The sequence below is a fragment of the Streptomyces sp. NBC_01013 genome, from assembly GCF_045162765.1.
Taxonomy (GTDB): domain Bacteria; phylum Actinomycetota; class Actinomycetes; order Streptomycetales; family Streptomycetaceae; genus Streptomyces.
Genome location: NZ_CP108687.1, coordinates 2,899,316 through 2,913,635 on the forward strand (window position 1 = coordinate 2,899,316; position 14,320 = coordinate 2,913,635).

The following is a 14,320-nucleotide window of genomic DNA, read 5'->3' on the forward strand; positions in this document are numbered from 1 at the left end:
GGCAGAAGGAAACACGTGGCGACCGGACAGAACGACCCCGAGCGGCGGGAGCGCATCATCGCCGCCGCGCTCGACCTGATCGCCGAGGAAGGGGTCGCCGGGACCTCGCACCGCAAGGTCGCCGCCCGTGCCGGTGTGCCGCTCGGCTCGATGACGTATCACTTCGGTGGCATGGACGAGCTGCTGCGGGAGGCGTTCGTCCGCTTCTCCAGCAGCATCGTCGCCGTCTTCGAGGAACGACTCGGCGCCGCCACCACGCCCGACGAGGCCCGGGAGGCGGTCGCCGACCTGGTCCACCACCTGTCCGGCGGCAACCAGCGCGAGCTCGTCCTCACCCACGAGCTGTACACACTCGCCGCCCGCAAGCCCGCCTACCGCGAGCTGACCCGGGAGTGGATGCGCCGCAGCCGCGTCGCGCTGGAGTGGCACTTCGACGCGGCGACGGCACGTCAGCTCGACGCGTTGATCGAGGGCCTGTCCATCCACCGCGCCCTGGAGACGGCGCCCCACGACCGGGCCCTGACCGTCGAGGCGATCGCCCGCATCACCCGGGCCCCCGGCACCCGTCCCTGACCTGCGCCCCCAAGACCCCTGGCCGGCACCCCACCTGACCAAGGTGCCGGCCAGGTCATTCCTTCGATGCCGCCCGGTCGGCGCCCCTGGCGAGCACGCACGCCTGAGGCCACTTCTCTCCCTCGCCGATCAGCTGCGCGGTGACGGTGAACCCGGCCTGTTCCAGCTGGGCACCGACCCGTGCGGGGTCGAGCAGATGGATGGAGTAGGCCACGCCGTTGTCGCGCTTCTGCCCCGTGTACGCCTCGCCGTCCCCGGCGTGGAACCCCAGCAGGAGCCGGCCCCCGGGGGTCAGGACACGCCGGAACTCGGCGAACAGCCGAGGCAGCAGATCCGGCGGGGTGTGGAGGATCGACCACCACGCGACGATGCCGCCGAGGCCGCCGTCCGGGTAGCCGAGGGCGTCCATCGACCCCACCTCGAACCGCAGACCCGGATGGCCGCGACGGGCGATGTCCACCATGCGGGACGACAGGTCCACGCCGGACACGGAGAGGCCGAGCCCGGCCAGATGGGCGGCCACATGCCCCGGGCCGCACCCGAGATCGGCCACGGGCAGCCCGCCGTCGGTCCGCACCTCCTCGGCGAACGCACCGAGCATCGCGCGCCCCAGCACGTCCTGCGCGAAGGGGAGTTTCACCCGTTCCGCATAGTCCTCGGCCACGGTGTCGTAGTAGGCGCGGGTCGCGGGCAGGGTGGGCATGTCGGTCACACCGCCCGACCCTAAGGGCCCCGGCGGCTCGTGCGCCACCGCATCACCCTCTGAACCCAAGCGCACCCCGAACTGAGCGCAGACCGGCTCAATTGCCGTGCCACTGCTGTTAATTGTTGCGAACAGGGAGATCGGTTGAGGCTCCTGCGGCACACCTCTTGACGACTTCCGGGTAACGACGGAACCATCAACTCCCGTCAGAGAGCGCTCTCAACAGCTTCCCCACAAGCTCGTCGTGTCATCTCGTTACCACGACTCTGGAGACGTACCCCATGCATGTTCCCCCCACGGAACCTCCCACGGCTCCCCCCACGGGAACCCCCCTCGCCGCCCGTCGCAGGCGCCGGCCCCGCACGTTCGGGTTCGCCGCTCTCGCCGTTTCGCTGCTCATGGCCGTCCCCACGGCGCAGACCGCCTTCGGCGAGGATGCGCAGGCCATCGAGGGCGGCGGCGACCTCGGACCCAACGTGATGGTGTTCGACCCGTCGACGCCTGACATCCAGGCGAAGGTCGACGAGGTCTTCAAGCAGCAGGAGTCGGCCCAGTTCGGGACCGGCCGCTACGCGCTGATGTTCAAGCCGGGCACGTACAACAACATCAACGCGCAGATCGGCTTCTACACCCAGATAGCCGGTCTCGGGCTCAAGCCGGACGACACCACGTTCAACGGCGACGTGACCGTCGACGCGGGCTGGTTCAACGGGAACGCCACCCAGAACTTCTGGCGCTCCGCCGAGAACCTCGCCCTCAACCCGGTGAACGGCACCGACCGCTGGGCCGTCTCACAGGCAGCACCCTTCCGCCGGATGCACGTCAAGGGCGGCCTCAACCTCGCACCGAACGGCTACGGCTGGGCAAGCGGCGGGTACATCGCCGACAGCAAGATCGACGGCCAGGTCGGCCCCTACTCACAACAACAGTGGTACACCCGCGACAGCTCCATCGGCAGCTGGGGCAACGGCGTCTGGAACATGACGTTCTCCGGCGTCGAGAACGCACCCGCCCAGAGCTTCCCCAACCCCCCGTACACCACCCTGGACACCACCCCCGTCTCCCGCGAAAAGCCCTTCCTCTACCTCGACGGCAACGACTACAAGGTCTTCGTCCCCGCCAAGCGCACCAACGCCCGCGGCGTCTCATGGAACGGCACCCCGCAGGGCGAGTCCATCCCGCTGAGCCAGTTCTACGTGGTGAAGCCCGGCGCCACCGCCGCAACCATCAACGCCGCCGTCCAGCAAGGCCTGCACCTGCTGTTCACCCCCGGCGTCTACCACGTCGACCAGACCATCAACATCGACCGCGCCAACACGGTCGCACTCGGCCTGGGACTCGCCACGATCATCCCCGACAACGGCGTCACCGCCCTCAGGGTCGGCGACGTGGACGGCGTCAAACTCGCCGGACTCCTCGTCGACGCCGGCCCGCAGAACTCACAGGTACTGGTCCAGATCGGCCCCGACGGCGCCTCGGCCGACCACACCGCGAACCCGACGACCGTCCAGGACGTGTTCATCCGGGTCGGCGGCGCGGGAGCCGGCAAGGCCACCACCGGCATGGTCATCAACAACAACGACACGATCGTCGACCACACCTGGCTGTGGCGCGCCGACCACGGCGACGGAGTCGGCTGGGAAACCAACCGGGCCGACTACGGCCTCCAGGTCAACGGCGACGACGTCCTGGCAACCGGCCTGTTCGTCGAACACTTCAACAAGTACGACGTCCACTGGTCCGGGGAGAACGGCAAAACGATCTTCTTCCAGAACGAGAAGGCGTACGACGCCCCCAACCAGGCCGCCATCCAGAACGGCAGCACCAAGGGATACGCCGCCTACAAGGTCGACGACACCGTCACCACCCACGAGGGCTGGGGCCTGGGCAGCTACTGCTACTTCAACGTCGACCCCACCATCCGCCAGGACCACGGCTTCCAGGCACCGGTCAAACCCGGCGTCAAATTCCACGACCTGCTCGTCGTCTCCCTCGGCGGCCAGGGCCAGTACGAACACGTCATCAACAACACCGGATCACCCACGGCGGGGACGGACACCGTTCCGTCGCAGGTGGTGTCCTTCCCGTAGCGGGGCTCCCCTTCCCGAGCGGTGCGCCCCGTCACTCCATGGCGGGGCGCACCGCTGTCCGGCCTCGCCGCCCGCCGTCAGCGGCTCACCGGCCGTCACCCGTCACCAGGCCCCGCCGCTTGGCTCCCCGCCGTCGATCGGGACCAGACGCCTGCCACGCCCAGCCGCATGCCGGGCCCGGGCACACACCTCAGACGCCGCCGCCCGTCGTCACGGCCTTGAGCTCGTCGAGGGACTCCTGGATGAACGCGCCCATGGTCCGCTCGTCGGCACCGGCGATCCAGCGCTCGAAGGCGACCTTGAACACGGCGACCCCCGCCTCGCCCGCCAAACTCGCGGCCGGTTCCGCGACACCGCGCTCGCGAAGGGAGTCGGCGAGCGCCGCGGACAGGGAGGCGAGCTTGATCAGCTCGCGTTCCCTCAGTTCCGCGTTGGCCGAGATGACTTTCTGGCGCCGCCTGGACTGCTCGCGACGCTCGTCGAACACCGCCGCGGCGGCGTGGAGGGCCACGGCCACCGCGTCGATCGGCGACGCCGCCGCGGGCGCTTCGGTGAGGGTGTTCACGAGGAGCTCCTGGAGCAGGAGCGAGCCCCCGAACAGGACTTCACGCTTGTCGGCGTAGTGCCGGAAGAACGTCCGCTCGGTGAGGCCTGCTCGTGCGGCGATCTCGGTCACGGTCGTCTGTTCGTAACCGCGCTCGCCGTAGAGCTCCATTGCCGCCTGCTCCAGCCGGCCGCGCGCGTTCGGCTCCCATCGACTCATGCCGCAGATTCTATGTGATGACAGTGACAGACATCAGGCGTAGGGTGATGTCAGTCGCTGACATTGACTGTCGGCCGCTGACACTCGCTGCCGGACTGCGTCCGGGTGCGGCGGGTGCCCGGACGGCCGGCCCACCTTGGAGGATTCCCATGCGTGTATTCATGACCGGCGCGTCGGGCTGGATCGGTTCCGCCGTCGTTCCCGAGCTCATCGGCGCGGGGCACCAGGTCGTCGGACTCGCCCGCTCCCACACCTCGGCCGAGGCCCTTGCCGCCGCGGGTGCCGAGGTGCGGCTGGGGGAGCTCGACGACCTCGACACCCTGCGCGCTGCGGCTGCCGACGCGGACGGCGTGATCCACCTCGCGTTCAAGCACGACATCGCCTTCTCGGGGGGCTTCCAGGACGCCGCCGTCGCGGACCGCCGGGCCGTCGAGACCTTCGGCGAGGCGCTCGCGGGTTCCGGCAAGGCGCTCGTCATCGCCTCGGGGACGCTCGGGCTCGCCCCGGGCCGTGTCGCCACCGAGGAGGACGGTCAGAGCCCGGACTGGCCGACGCCGTTCGAAGCCGCGCGAGCCCGGCTTGCCACAGCCCTGCTGACCGTCGGCCTCGCCTCGCGCGACGTCCGCTCGTCCGTCGTGCGCTTTCCCCCGACGGTGCACGGCCAGGGGGATCACGGCTTCATCGCGGCCCTGGTCGGCATCGCCCGCGACAAGGGCGTCTCGGGCTACATCGGTGACGGTTCGAACCGCTGGCCGGCCGTGCACCGCGCGGACGCCGCCCACCTCGTCCGCCTCGCGCTGGAGTCCGCCCCCGCGGGGTCGACGCTGCACGCGGTCGGCGAGGAGGGCGTCCCGATCCGTGACGTCGCCGAAGCCATCGGGCGCCGGCTCGGCCTCCCCGTCGCCTCCGTCTCCCCCGAGGACACGGACGCGCACTTCGGCTGGCTGGGAGGCGTCGTGGGCGTGGACGGGCCGACGTCCAGCACGCAGACCCGCACAGCATTCGGATGGCAGCCGATGCACCCGGGCCTGATCGAGGACCTCGACAAGGGGCACTACTTCGACGCACCGTCCGCGTGACTGTCTGAGCACCGGAGCGCCCGACCGCCCGGGCCGCAAGGGGGAAGCGCCTTCGGACCCGGAGGCGCTTCCCGGGCTGCGGAGATCAGCCGTGCAGTGCCAGCGCACCCTTCGCCGGGACGGTCGCCGTGACCGTCCCGTCGTCGCCGACCTGCACCGTGTTGCCGTCGCAGGCGTCCGGGGAGGCCTGTGCCACGTTGCAGTAGGTGCCGGCAGCCAGCGACGTGGTGAACGTCTGCCGGAGCTCGCCGTCGCCGTTGTTGAGGGCCACGAAGCCCTTGTCGCCGCGGCCGAAGGCGATCGCCGTGGAGCCGTTGTCCCACCAGTCGGTGAGCTCCGCGCCCTCGGTGGCGTTGTGGAAGCCGACCATGCCGGTGATCGCCGTCTGCGCGTGCGTACAGGTCCAGGCGCCGCTGCCGCACGCGGCCGAGCCACCGTTCGGCGGGCCCGCGTCCTTGTCCGACCACTCGTAGCCGGAGAAGACGTTCGGGGAGCCGTAGGGCGACGCGAGCATGAAGACGTTGGCCAGGGTGTAGGCCGCGCCGTCCTTGTACGTCAGCGTGGAGCCGTTGCGCTCGGTGTCCCAGTTGTCGACGAACGTACGGGCGTTGCCGCCTGCCAGTTTGCCGTCGGCGATGTTCTTGAGACCGGTGATCCCGCCGCCCTGGAAGGCGCTCTTGAGGTGGCCGCAGTACCGGAACTCGTCGACGTCGCCCACGCCGGTGTACTCGTCGGGCTGGACGGCTTCGCCGCCCCCGTAGATGACCTCGGTGACCCAGAAACCCGGGTCGGCCATCTTGCCCTTGATCGCGGCGATGTCGTCGGCGGCCATGTGTTTGGCGGCGTCGATGCGGAAGCCGTCCACGCCCAGGCTGCGCAGATCGGAGAGGTAGGCGGCGATCGTCGTACGGACGGCGTCACTGCCGGTGTCGAGGTCGGCCAGGCCGACCAGTTCGCAGGTCTGGACGTTGTCGCGGTCACCGTAGTTGCTGATGTCCTTGCGACAGCCGTGGAAGTCCTGGTCCTGGAAGTAGCCCGGGTAGTCGTACTTCGTGTACGCCGTGCCGCCGGTCCCCGTACCGGAGCCGGACGACATGTGGTTGATGACGGCGTCGGCGACGACCTTCACCCCGGCGGAGTGGCAGCTCGCCACCATCGAGGCGAAGGCGTCGCGGTCACCGAGACGTCCGGCGATCCTGTAGCTGACAGGCTGATAGGAGGTCCACCACTGATCGCCCTGGATGTGCTCGGAGGCGGGCGAGACCTCGACGTAGCCGTAGCCGGCCGGGCCCAGCGAGTCCGTACAGGCCTGGGCCACCGCGTCGTACTTCCACTCGAACAGGGTCGCGGTGACGGTCTTCTCACCCGGCGGGGTCGCCTGGGAGGCCCAGGGGGCGAGAACGGTGATGCCGGCGGCGGCGAGCAGGCCGGCCAGTGTCGCGCGAGCGGCGCGGGAACTCAATTGCGGCTCCTTCGTTCGCGGGTACGGATGTGGGGTCCGTGCCCGGCGTGGGTGGCCACGCGCCTGGCCACCGTGGGGGACTTCGGAGCCTGCCGCCACGCCGGTGAACACGTCAAGAGGTGTCGCAAGAATTTCCAGCAGGTTTCTGAAATGTGTTGCGGGGTAGCCGAGTTGGGGAATGCCTCACTGGTCCCGGCGGTGCACGGCGACCACCGCGACCGCCCCGGCCAGCAGGGCCCAGGCAGCGTAGACCGTCCAGGCTCCGGCGACCGTCCACGGGTAGAGGACGGATGCGTGGAGATCCGAGACCGAAAGCCGCTCCCACGCACTGAACGGAAGCGTGTGCTGGAGCACCGCCGTGAGATGGCGCCGGTCGCTGAGGACCATCGGGAGCAGGAGCAGCACCACCACGCATCCGATGGTGGAGCCTCCGGTGTGGCGTATCACCGCGCCTGTCGCCAGGCCCGCGAGCGCAGCCACCGGCGCGAGCAGTGCGGAGGCCACGACGAGGCGCACGGCGCCGGGGTGGGAGAGGGAAACCGATGCGTCCCGGCCGGCGAGGATGGCCTGCGTCGAGGCGAAGGAGGCCAGGGCGACGAGTGCCCCGAACACGGTGGTGACGGCTGTGAGGACGAGCGCCTTGGCGGCCATCACCGAGCGGCGGGCCGGAACGGCGGTGAACGTGGTGCGGATCAGGCCGGTGCCGTATTCGCCGGTGATCGATACGGCACCGATGGCGGCAACGGCCAGCACCAGCACCATGGCGGCGTTCCCCGTGAAGGCGTCCATGAGCGGCGAGCCGTTGGCGATGAAGGACTCGCGGCCGCGGTCGTCGTACTGGTACCAGTACTTGTAGTGATCGTAGGCCGTGCCGGCGTTGAAGGCGATGACGGCCAGCGCGGTGATCGCGTACATCCAGGAAGTGGAGCGGAGCGACCACGTCTTGAGCCATTCGGCCACCAGCAGGTCACCGAAGCGGGCGCGGGGCTCACCGCCGGTCGTACGGGCGGATGCAGCGGTCGTGGCTTGTGCCGTGGTCATCGGGGATCTCCTGCGAGGTATTCGACGCTGTCGGCGGTGAGCTCCATGAACGCCTCCTCCAACGAGGCGCCGATCGTCGTGAGTTCGAGGAGCGGGACGCGGTGGTGCAGGGCCAGCTCTCCGATGCGGGCGGCGGTGAGCCCGGTGACCGTGAGCCGTTCGCCGTCCGGGAGCACCTCGGCGCCCTCGGCCCTGAGCAGCGGGGCCAGGGCAGCGGGGTCGGGAGCGCCCACGGTCACGCTGAGGCGGGTGCTCCGGGCGGCGAACGCGGTCAGGCTCTCGGCCGCGATGAGTTCGCCGCGGCCGATGACGACGAGCCGGTCGGCGGTGTGCTCCATCTCCGTCATCAGGTGACTGGAGACGAACACGGTGCGTCCCTCGGCGGCGAGCCTGCGGAACAGCCCGCGCACCCACAGCACGCCCTCCGGATCAAGGCCGTTGAGCGGTTCGTCGAAGAGCAGCACGGGCGGGTCGCCGAGCAGCGCGGTGGCTATGCCGAGGCGCTGGCGCATCCCGAGCGAGAAGCCGCCGATGCGCCGACGGGCCGCCCCTGCGAGGCCCACGTCCTGGAGCAGTTCGTCGACCCGGGAGCGCGGGATGCTGTTGCTGCGGGCCAGCGTCGCGAGGTGGGCGCGGGCGGTACGGCCGCCGTGTACGTCACCCGCGTCCAGGAGGGCTCCGACGTGCCGCAGTCCGCGTGGGTGGTCGCGGAACGGCCGGCCCTGCACGGTGGCCGTCCCGGCGGTCGGCTCGACCAGACCCAGCAGCATGCGCAGGGTAGTGGTCTTGCCGGCCCCGTTGGGTCCGAGGAAGCCGGTGACCTCGCCCGGCCGTACGGTGAAGGTGAGGTCGTTGACGGCGGTGGCGCCGCCGTACCGCTTGGTCAATCCGTTGACTTCGATCACGCCGTCAACTTTCCCGTCCGTACCCACGGTTCGTCGTCGGACCGGCGGTGACACCTGTCCCGGCCCGGTGTCGACCCCGGTTGTACGACCGTGGTCCGATGCCGGTCCGGGAGGCGCTGGCTACGATCGGCGCATGTCCCAGTCACCCTCTCTGCCTCGTCTCAAGCGCGTGCCGCCTGGTTGGTGGGTAGGCATGGGCTGGTACGCGGGCATGCTGCTCACCCTCCTCGTGCGGGTGCGCCTGCCCGGCGAGTACGAGCCGTCCGTCCGGGCCGGGGTGCTGCTCTACCGGTGGGACGGTCTGCTGATGCAGCTGCTCGCCATGGCATTGGCGGCTGCCGGCTGCTTCATGCTGGAGCAGCGTCCGCTGAAGGCCCTGGCACTGGTGCTGGGCGCCGCCACGGTCGCCACGTTCTCGCTGAGCGTGGGAGAGATACCGCTCGCCCAGTTCCTGGCCGCCGATGTGGCGCTGTACTTCATAGCTGCCACCCGGTCGCGCCGGACCGCTCTCGTCGCCCTCCTGATGGCGCTCGGCACCCTCACCGGGTTCCTGGCCGTCCGGCTGCTCGCCGGGTGGGACGTCGGCACGTCGGCTGAGCTGGTGGTCGCGCTGACCGCGGTCGTCGCCTGGCTGGTGGGCGGCTCGGCGTACGAGACCCGCCGGCACGGCGAGCGTCTCGCCGCACGGGCCGCCGAACAGGCCCTGGTCGAGGAGCGGTTGCGGATCGCCCGCGAGATGCACGACACGGTCGCGCACAGCCTCGGCATCATCGCCCTCCAGGCGGGTGCGGCGGCCAGGGTCGTACACACCCGGCCGGACGCCGCGCGCGAGGCGATGAGTGCCGTCGAGACCGCGGGCCGGGAGACGCTGTCGGGGCTGCGCAGGATGCTGGTCGCGCTGCGCCAGGCGGATCCGGCTCATGAGGGCGTGGAACGGGAGGCGACGGCGCGGCGTCCGCCGGAGGGCCTCGCCGATGTGGAGCGGCTGGCGCGGGCCACAAGCGCCGCCGGGGTCCGGGTCGACGTGGACCTGCGGGGCGAGCCCCGGCCGCTGCCGCCGGAGATCGACCTGTCGGCGTTCCGGATCATCCAGGAGTCGGTGACCAATGTGGTCCGTCACGCAGCCACCGGTTCCTGCCGGGTGTCGATCGTGTACGGCTCCGAGGCACTCGCCATCGAGGTCGCCGACCGCGGCCGGGGCGCGGGCCTCGCCTCCCGGCCGGGGTTCGGTCTGGTCGGCATGCGGGAGCGGGTCGCCCTGCTGCACGGTGAGTTCACCGCCGCCCCTCACCCGGAGGGTGGCTTCCGGGTGACGGCCCGGCTGCCGGTGCCTGCCACAGCGTTGAGGGGCGACGAGGCATGAGCGACGAGATCTCCCGGCCCTCCGGGCCGGTCCGCGTCGTGCTCGCCGACGACCAGCCGCTGGTGCGCACCGCGCTGCGCATGGTCATGGCCGAGACCACCGACCTCGACGTCGTCGGAGAGGCGGGCACGGGCGAGGAGGCGGTCAGGCTGACCGCCGAACTGGCCCCCGATGTAGTCGTGATGGACATCCGGATGCCGGGCCTCAACGGCATCGAGGCCACCGAACGGATCGCCGCCAGCCCCGCCACCGCCCATGTGGTGGTCCTGACGACGTTCGACGACGACGAGTACGTGTACGGCGCCCTGCGGGCCGGTGCGGCCGGCTTCCTGGTCAAGGACATGGCGCTGGACGACATCCTGACGGCGGTGCGGGTGGTGGCGGCCGGTGACGCACTGATCGCACCGGGCGTCACACGGCGGCTGATCAAGGAGTTCGCGGGCCGCCCGGCCTCGTCGCCCCCGCACCGCCCGCTCACGGCGATCACCGACCGGGAGCGCGAGGTGCTCGTTCTGGTCGGCCGCGGGCTGTCCAACGCGGAGATCGCGGAGCGGCTGTTCATCAGCGTCGCCACGGCCAAGACGTATCTGACCCGGCTGCTCGCCAAGCTCGACGCCCGGGACCGGGTGCAGCTCGTCATCATCGCGTACGAGGCGGGTCTGGTGTCTGCCCCCCGGTGAGAGGAAGACCCGGCCAACCATCCGGTGTGAGGCAGAGCGGGGGGCAACCGTCCGGTGCGAGGCAGAGCGGGGGCAACCGTCCGGTGAGGAGGACTAGAGCCAGCCCTTCTCCCGTGCCATCCGGACCGCCTCCGCACGGTTGCGGGCCGCCATTTTCTGGATGGCCATGGAGAGGTAGTTGCGGACCGTGCCCTGGGACAGATGCAGCGCCGCGGCGATCTCCGCGTTGGTCGAGCCGTCGGCGGCGGTGCGCAGCACATCGCGTTCGCGTTCGGTCAGCGGGCTGGCCCCGTCGGCGAGGGCGGCTGCCGCGAGGGTGGGGTCGATGACGCGCTCCCCGGCGAGCACCTTGCGTACGGCTTCGGCGAGTTGCGATGCCGGGGCGTCCTTCACCAGGAAGGCGTCCGCGCCCGACTCCATCGCACGGCGCAGATACCCGGGGCGGCCGAAGGTGGTGACGACGACGACCTTGATGTCCGGGAGGGCGGCGTGCAGTTCCGCCGTCGCCTCGATGCCCGTCATGCCGGGCATCTCGATGTCGAGGAGGGCCACGTCGATGTCGTGCTCCCTGGCTGCGGCCAGGACCTCGTCACCGCGGGCGACCTGGGCGACGACCTCGATGTCGGGTTCCAGGCCGAGGAGCGCCGCAAGGGCCTCGCGCACCATGGACTGGTCCTCGGCGAGGAGGAGTCTGATCATGCTCATCCCCGGGATCCTAGGCCGGATCCGAGCGGAACGCTGAGGAGCATGGTGAAGCCTTTGCCGGAACGGGAGTCGGTGGCCCGGGTGATGAGCGTCCCGTCCACGGAGGCGAGCCGCTCGGCGATGCCGGTGAGGCCGTTGCCCCGCTTCGTTCCGGCGGCGCCGCGGCCGTCGTCGGCGACGGTGAGTTCGAGGACGCGTCCGTCGAGTGTCTGGCGCGGGGCGAGGGTGACCGTGCAGCGGCCCGCACCGCTGTGACGTACGACGTTGGTGACGGCTTCACGCAGCGCCCAGGCGAGCACCTCCTCCGCCTTGTCCGGGAGATGCGCGGGGGCCTCGGCCGGGATTTCGGCGGTTACCCCGGCGGCGGCGAGGGCGGTCCTGGCCCCGGCCAGTTCGCCGGGCAGGGTCGGCCGGCGGTAGCCGCTCACGGCGCTGCGTACGTCCACGAGGGCCTGGCGGCTGACCTGTTCGATGTCGGCGACCTGCGCGGCCGCCTGTTCCGGGTGGGCGGGGAGCATCCGTCCGGCCAGTTCGCTCTTGAGGGTGATCAGGGAGAGGGAGTGGCCGAGCAGGTCGTGCAGATCGCGGGCCAGGCGCAACCGTTCCTCATTGGCGGCGAGCTGGGCGACGGTGGCGCGGGCCTCACGGAGCTGGATCGTGGTGCGGATCATCTGCCGTACGCCGGACATCGCGAAGCCGCCCAGGAGTGCGGGGAAGACCAGGGCCGTGATGATCTCGCGGGGATGGTCGCCGGTCAGGCCGATGGCCACCAGTACGGCGGTGACGGCGGGGATCAGCCAACGAGCGGTGCGCATGGGCAGGGTGGCGCCGACGGACACCGACACGTAGACGAACAGGACGAGCCAGGAGGTGCCGAACGTGAGGGAGAGCAGGACGGCGAGGGCGCCGAGGAAGACGAGGGCGGCGCGGACCCGGAAGGGGTCCAGCGCCTTCGAGGTGTGGCGGAAGACCAGGACGAGATAGCTGACGACGAAGACCAGCAGGCCGAGGATGCCCAGCGCGGTCGCCCACGGGGTGTGGTTGCCGTCCGCGAGGTCCTTGACCGGCGCGCTCATGAACGCGAGCCAGATGCCGATCCACAGCAGCTTGGTCCCGGTCTCCTTCCTGCTCGTGGGCGGGCGCCCGATGCCCACGGGCATCTCGTCCTCGTTCATGCCTTCAGGGTGTCCTTCCGGTAGAGCCAGGCAGCGCCGCCCGCGAAGATCAGGAAGTAGACGCAGAGGATGGCGACGTCCTTGGCGTGCGGCGCACCGCCCAACTCGACGGCCTGGCCGAGTGCAGCGTACGCGTGGGTGGGGAGCCACTCGGAGATGTTCTGCATCCACTGGGGGAAGGTCGCGCTCGGCATCCACAGACCGCCGAGGATCGAGAGGCCGAAGTAGATGATCATGGTGATCGGGCGGACCGCGTCGCCGCTGGCGAGGTAGCCGATGGCGACCCCGAGTGCCGCGAAGACCAGCGAACCGGCCCAGATGACACCGGCGAGGGCGAACCACTGCCACAGGTCGAACCGCACCTGCTTGACGGCGACCGCGACGAGGAAGACGACCACGATGCAGGGCAGGGTGACCATGGCGGCACTGGCGATCTTCGCCAGGACGTAGCCGCGGCTCGGCAGCGCGGTCAGTCGCAGCTGGCGGACCCAGCCCTTCTCGCGCTCCTTGGCGATGCGCTCGCTGTTGCCCATCAGCACCGCGGTCAACGCGCCGAAGGAGGCCATGGAGACCATGAAGAAGGACTGCAGGGTGAGGTCGGTGCCCGGCACCTTGTCGGTGGTGTTCTGGGTGCCGGAGATCAACAGGTAGATGACCGACGGGTAGATGATCGAGAAGAACATGAACTTCTTGTTCCGCAGGGTGCGGGTCACTTCGAGCTTGATGAGGGTGTTCATCGGGTCCTGGCCTCCTCGGCCTCGGTGATGGCGACGAAGGCCTGCTCCAGGCCGAGTCCCGCGACTTCGAGTTCGCGCGGGTAGAGGCCGAGGCCGTAGACGGCGTGCACGGTCGCGTCGGCGTTGTGCGACTGGATACGGACGCGGCGGCCGGTGACGTCGAGCGTGGAGAGGAACGGCAGGGCGCCGAGCGCCACTTCGTCGATGGCGCCCTCCAGTTCGAAGGAGATCCGGCGGGCCCCGGCCTTCGCCTTGATCTCGGCGGCGGTGCCGTCGGCGAGGATCCGGCCCTTGTGCAGGACGAGGACGCGGTCGGCGATCGCGTCGGCCTCTTCGAGGTAGTGGGTGGCGAACAGGACCGTACGGCCCTGGTCCGCCTGCTCACGCATCGTGGCCCAGAAGGCCTGGCGGGCCGTGACGTCCATGCCGGTGGTCGGTTCGTCGAGCACGATGAGGTCGTTTGCACCGGCCGTGGCGAGCGCGAACCGGACGCGCTGTTCCTGGCCCCCGGAGAGCTTGTTGACCATGCGGTCGGCGATCGGTGCGATGCCTGCTCGGCCCAGCACCTCGTTGACCGGGTAGGGCCTGGGGTGCAGATCGCAGACGAGCCCGACCAGTTCGCCGACGGTGACGTCCTCCATCAGCCCGCCGGACTGCAGCATGGCGCCGACGCGTCCGGCCGCGATGGCCGCCTGCGGGGTCGTACCGAAGAGGCGGACCGTGCCGGAGTCGGCGGTGCGCAGGCCCAGGAGGAGGTCCAGGGTGGAGGACTTGCCGGCGCCGTTGGGGCCGAGGAGCGCCACGGTCTCGCCGGGGTGCAGGTCGAGGGTGAGCCCGTCGACGGCGCGTACGTCTCCGTAGGTCTTGCTGACCTGGTCGAAGCTGACCACGGCGGTCTTCGCCACGGTGTCTTCGGGGGCTGTCGTTGTCATGCGTCCACCCTGGCTCAGCCGGGGGTGCGCCCGGCAGGGTCACGGGTCGTGGATCCGGGATGACAGATGTCATGGCCTACGGGTGACGCAACGCCGGGCGGATGCCGCACCG

General features: G+C 70.4%; 14 protein-coding genes. 5 read left to right on the top strand and 9 right to left on the bottom strand.

All coding sequences use genetic code 11. The annotated features are described in order from the left end of the window. The first annotated feature begins 15 nt into the window (after positions 1 to 15). Positions 16 to 573 carry a TetR/AcrR family transcriptional regulator gene (locus OG538_RS12205; protein WP_406092916.1) on the top strand — a complete coding sequence of 186 codons (558 nt, stop codon included), beginning with the start codon at positions 16 to 18 and terminating at the stop codon, positions 571 to 573. Between the two features lie 55 nt (positions 574 to 628). Here OG538_RS12205 and OG538_RS12210 read toward each other — a convergent pair whose 3' ends face one another. Then, a complete protein-coding gene (locus OG538_RS12210; protein WP_406100090.1) occupies positions 629 to 1,276 on the bottom strand; it encodes a class I SAM-dependent DNA methyltransferase in 648 nt (215 codons plus the stop codon). 281 nt (positions 1,277 to 1,557) lie between these two features. On the opposite strand from OG538_RS12210, the gene OG538_RS12215 reads away from it, so the two are divergent. Next, positions 1,558 to 3,366: a coagulation factor 5/8 type domain-containing protein gene (locus OG538_RS12215; RefSeq protein WP_406092919.1), complete on the top strand. Its 1,809-nt coding sequence runs from the start codon at positions 1,558 to 1,560 to the stop codon at positions 3,364 to 3,366. A 190-nt stretch (positions 3,367 to 3,556) separates the two neighbouring features. Here the strand turns inward: OG538_RS12215 and OG538_RS12220 are convergent, their stop codons facing one another. Next, positions 3,557 to 4,129 carry a TetR/AcrR family transcriptional regulator gene (locus tag OG538_RS12220; protein WP_406092921.1) on the bottom strand — a complete coding sequence of 191 codons (573 nt, stop codon included), beginning with the start codon at positions 4,127 to 4,129 and terminating at the stop codon, positions 3,557 to 3,559. A gap of 149 nt (positions 4,130 to 4,278) precedes the next feature. On the opposite strand from OG538_RS12220, the gene OG538_RS12225 reads away from it, so the two are divergent. Then, positions 4,279 to 5,208 (top strand): SDR family oxidoreductase, encoded by a 930-nt coding sequence (locus OG538_RS12225; RefSeq protein WP_406092923.1) that lies wholly within the window; start codon positions 4,279 to 4,281, stop codon positions 5,206 to 5,208. An 85-nt stretch (positions 5,209 to 5,293) separates the two neighbouring features. On the opposite strand, the gene OG538_RS12230 is transcribed toward OG538_RS12225, so the two are convergent. From OG538_RS12230 to OG538_RS12240, 3 genes are all read right to left on the bottom strand, one after another. After that, positions 5,294 to 6,670, bottom strand: a complete 1,377-nt coding sequence (locus OG538_RS12230) for an alpha-amylase family protein (protein WP_406092925.1) — start codon at positions 6,668 to 6,670, stop codon at positions 5,294 to 5,296. Between the two features lie 183 nt (positions 6,671 to 6,853). Continuing rightward, positions 6,854 to 7,711, bottom strand: coding sequence for an ABC transporter permease (locus OG538_RS12235; RefSeq protein ID WP_406092927.1), 858 nt, complete (start codon positions 7,709 to 7,711; stop codon positions 6,854 to 6,856). Next, positions 7,708 to 8,616: an ABC transporter ATP-binding protein gene (locus OG538_RS12240; RefSeq protein WP_406092929.1), complete on the bottom strand. Its 909-nt coding sequence runs from the start codon at positions 8,614 to 8,616 to the stop codon at positions 7,708 to 7,710. Before OG538_RS12240 ends, OG538_RS12235 begins: the two co-directional genes overlap by 4 nt. A gap of 133 nt (positions 8,617 to 8,749) precedes the next feature. On the opposite strand from OG538_RS12240, the gene OG538_RS12245 reads away from it, so the two are divergent. Together OG538_RS12245 and OG538_RS12250 are read left to right on the top strand one after the other, a co-directional pair. Further along, entirely contained in the window at positions 8,750 to 9,979 is a 1,230-nt protein-coding gene (locus OG538_RS12245; RefSeq protein ID WP_406092931.1) for a sensor histidine kinase, read from the top strand. Continuing rightward, positions 9,976 to 10,659, top strand: coding sequence for a response regulator (locus tag OG538_RS12250; RefSeq protein ID WP_406092933.1), 684 nt, complete (start codon positions 9,976 to 9,978; stop codon positions 10,657 to 10,659). Before OG538_RS12245 ends, OG538_RS12250 begins: the two co-directional genes overlap by 4 nt. A 93-nt stretch (positions 10,660 to 10,752) precedes the next feature. Here OG538_RS12250 and OG538_RS12255 read toward each other — a convergent pair whose 3' ends face one another. From OG538_RS12255 to OG538_RS12270, 4 genes are read right to left on the bottom strand one after another with little or no spacing between them, the layout of a single operon-like run. Continuing rightward, positions 10,753 to 11,364 (bottom strand): response regulator, encoded by a 612-nt coding sequence (locus tag OG538_RS12255; protein WP_406092935.1) that lies wholly within the window; start codon positions 11,362 to 11,364, stop codon positions 10,753 to 10,755. Further along, entirely contained in the window at positions 11,361 to 12,539 is a 1,179-nt protein-coding gene (locus OG538_RS12260) for a sensor histidine kinase (RefSeq protein WP_406092937.1), read from the bottom strand. Before OG538_RS12260 ends, OG538_RS12255 begins: the two co-directional genes overlap by 4 nt. Next, complete coding sequence (locus tag OG538_RS12265) at positions 12,536 to 13,276, bottom strand: ABC transporter permease (protein WP_406092939.1); 741 nt, start codon at positions 13,274 to 13,276, stop codon at positions 12,536 to 12,538. The genes OG538_RS12260 and OG538_RS12265 overlap by 4 nt, the downstream gene beginning before the upstream one ends. Continuing rightward, on the bottom strand, positions 13,273 to 14,208 hold the full coding sequence (locus OG538_RS12270) for an ABC transporter ATP-binding protein (protein ID WP_406092941.1): 936 nt from the start codon (positions 14,206 to 14,208) through the stop codon (positions 13,273 to 13,275). Before OG538_RS12270 ends, OG538_RS12265 begins: the two co-directional genes overlap by 4 nt. Between the last annotated feature and the right edge of the window lie 112 nt (positions 14,209 to 14,320).

Excerpts from the sequence above, each read along its gene's own strand:
- OG538_RS12210 (WP_406100090.1), bottom strand. The coding sequence starts at position 1,276 with ATGCCCACCCTGCCCGCGACCCGCGCCTACTACGACACCGTGGCCGAG.
- OG538_RS12215 (WP_406092919.1), top strand. The coding sequence starts at position 1,558 with ATGCATGTTCCCCCCACGGAACCTCCCACGGCTCCCCCCACGGGAACC.
- OG538_RS12220 (WP_406092921.1), bottom strand. The coding sequence starts at position 4,129 with ATGAGTCGATGGGAGCCGAACGCGCGCGGCCGGCTGGAGCAGGCGGCA.
- OG538_RS12225 (WP_406092923.1), top strand. The coding sequence starts at position 4,279 with ATGCGTGTATTCATGACCGGCGCGTCGGGCTGGATCGGTTCCGCCGTC.
- OG538_RS12235 (WP_406092927.1), bottom strand. The coding sequence starts at position 7,711 with ATGACCACGGCACAAGCCACGACCGCTGCATCCGCCCGTACGACCGGC.
- OG538_RS12245 (WP_406092931.1), top strand. The coding sequence starts at position 8,750 with ATGTCCCAGTCACCCTCTCTGCCTCGTCTCAAGCGCGTGCCGCCTGGT.
- OG538_RS12250 (WP_406092933.1), top strand. The coding sequence starts at position 9,976 with ATGAGCGACGAGATCTCCCGGCCCTCCGGGCCGGTCCGCGTCGTGCTC.
- OG538_RS12255 (WP_406092935.1), bottom strand. The coding sequence starts at position 11,364 with ATGAGCATGATCAGACTCCTCCTCGCCGAGGACCAGTCCATGGTGCGC.
- OG538_RS12260 (WP_406092937.1), bottom strand. The coding sequence starts at position 12,539 with ATGAACGAGGACGAGATGCCCGTGGGCATCGGGCGCCCGCCCACGAGC.
- OG538_RS12265 (WP_406092939.1), bottom strand. The coding sequence starts at position 13,276 with ATGAACACCCTCATCAAGCTCGAAGTGACCCGCACCCTGCGGAACAAG.
- OG538_RS12270 (WP_406092941.1), bottom strand. The coding sequence starts at position 14,208 with ATGACAACGACAGCCCCCGAAGACACCGTGGCGAAGACCGCCGTGGTC.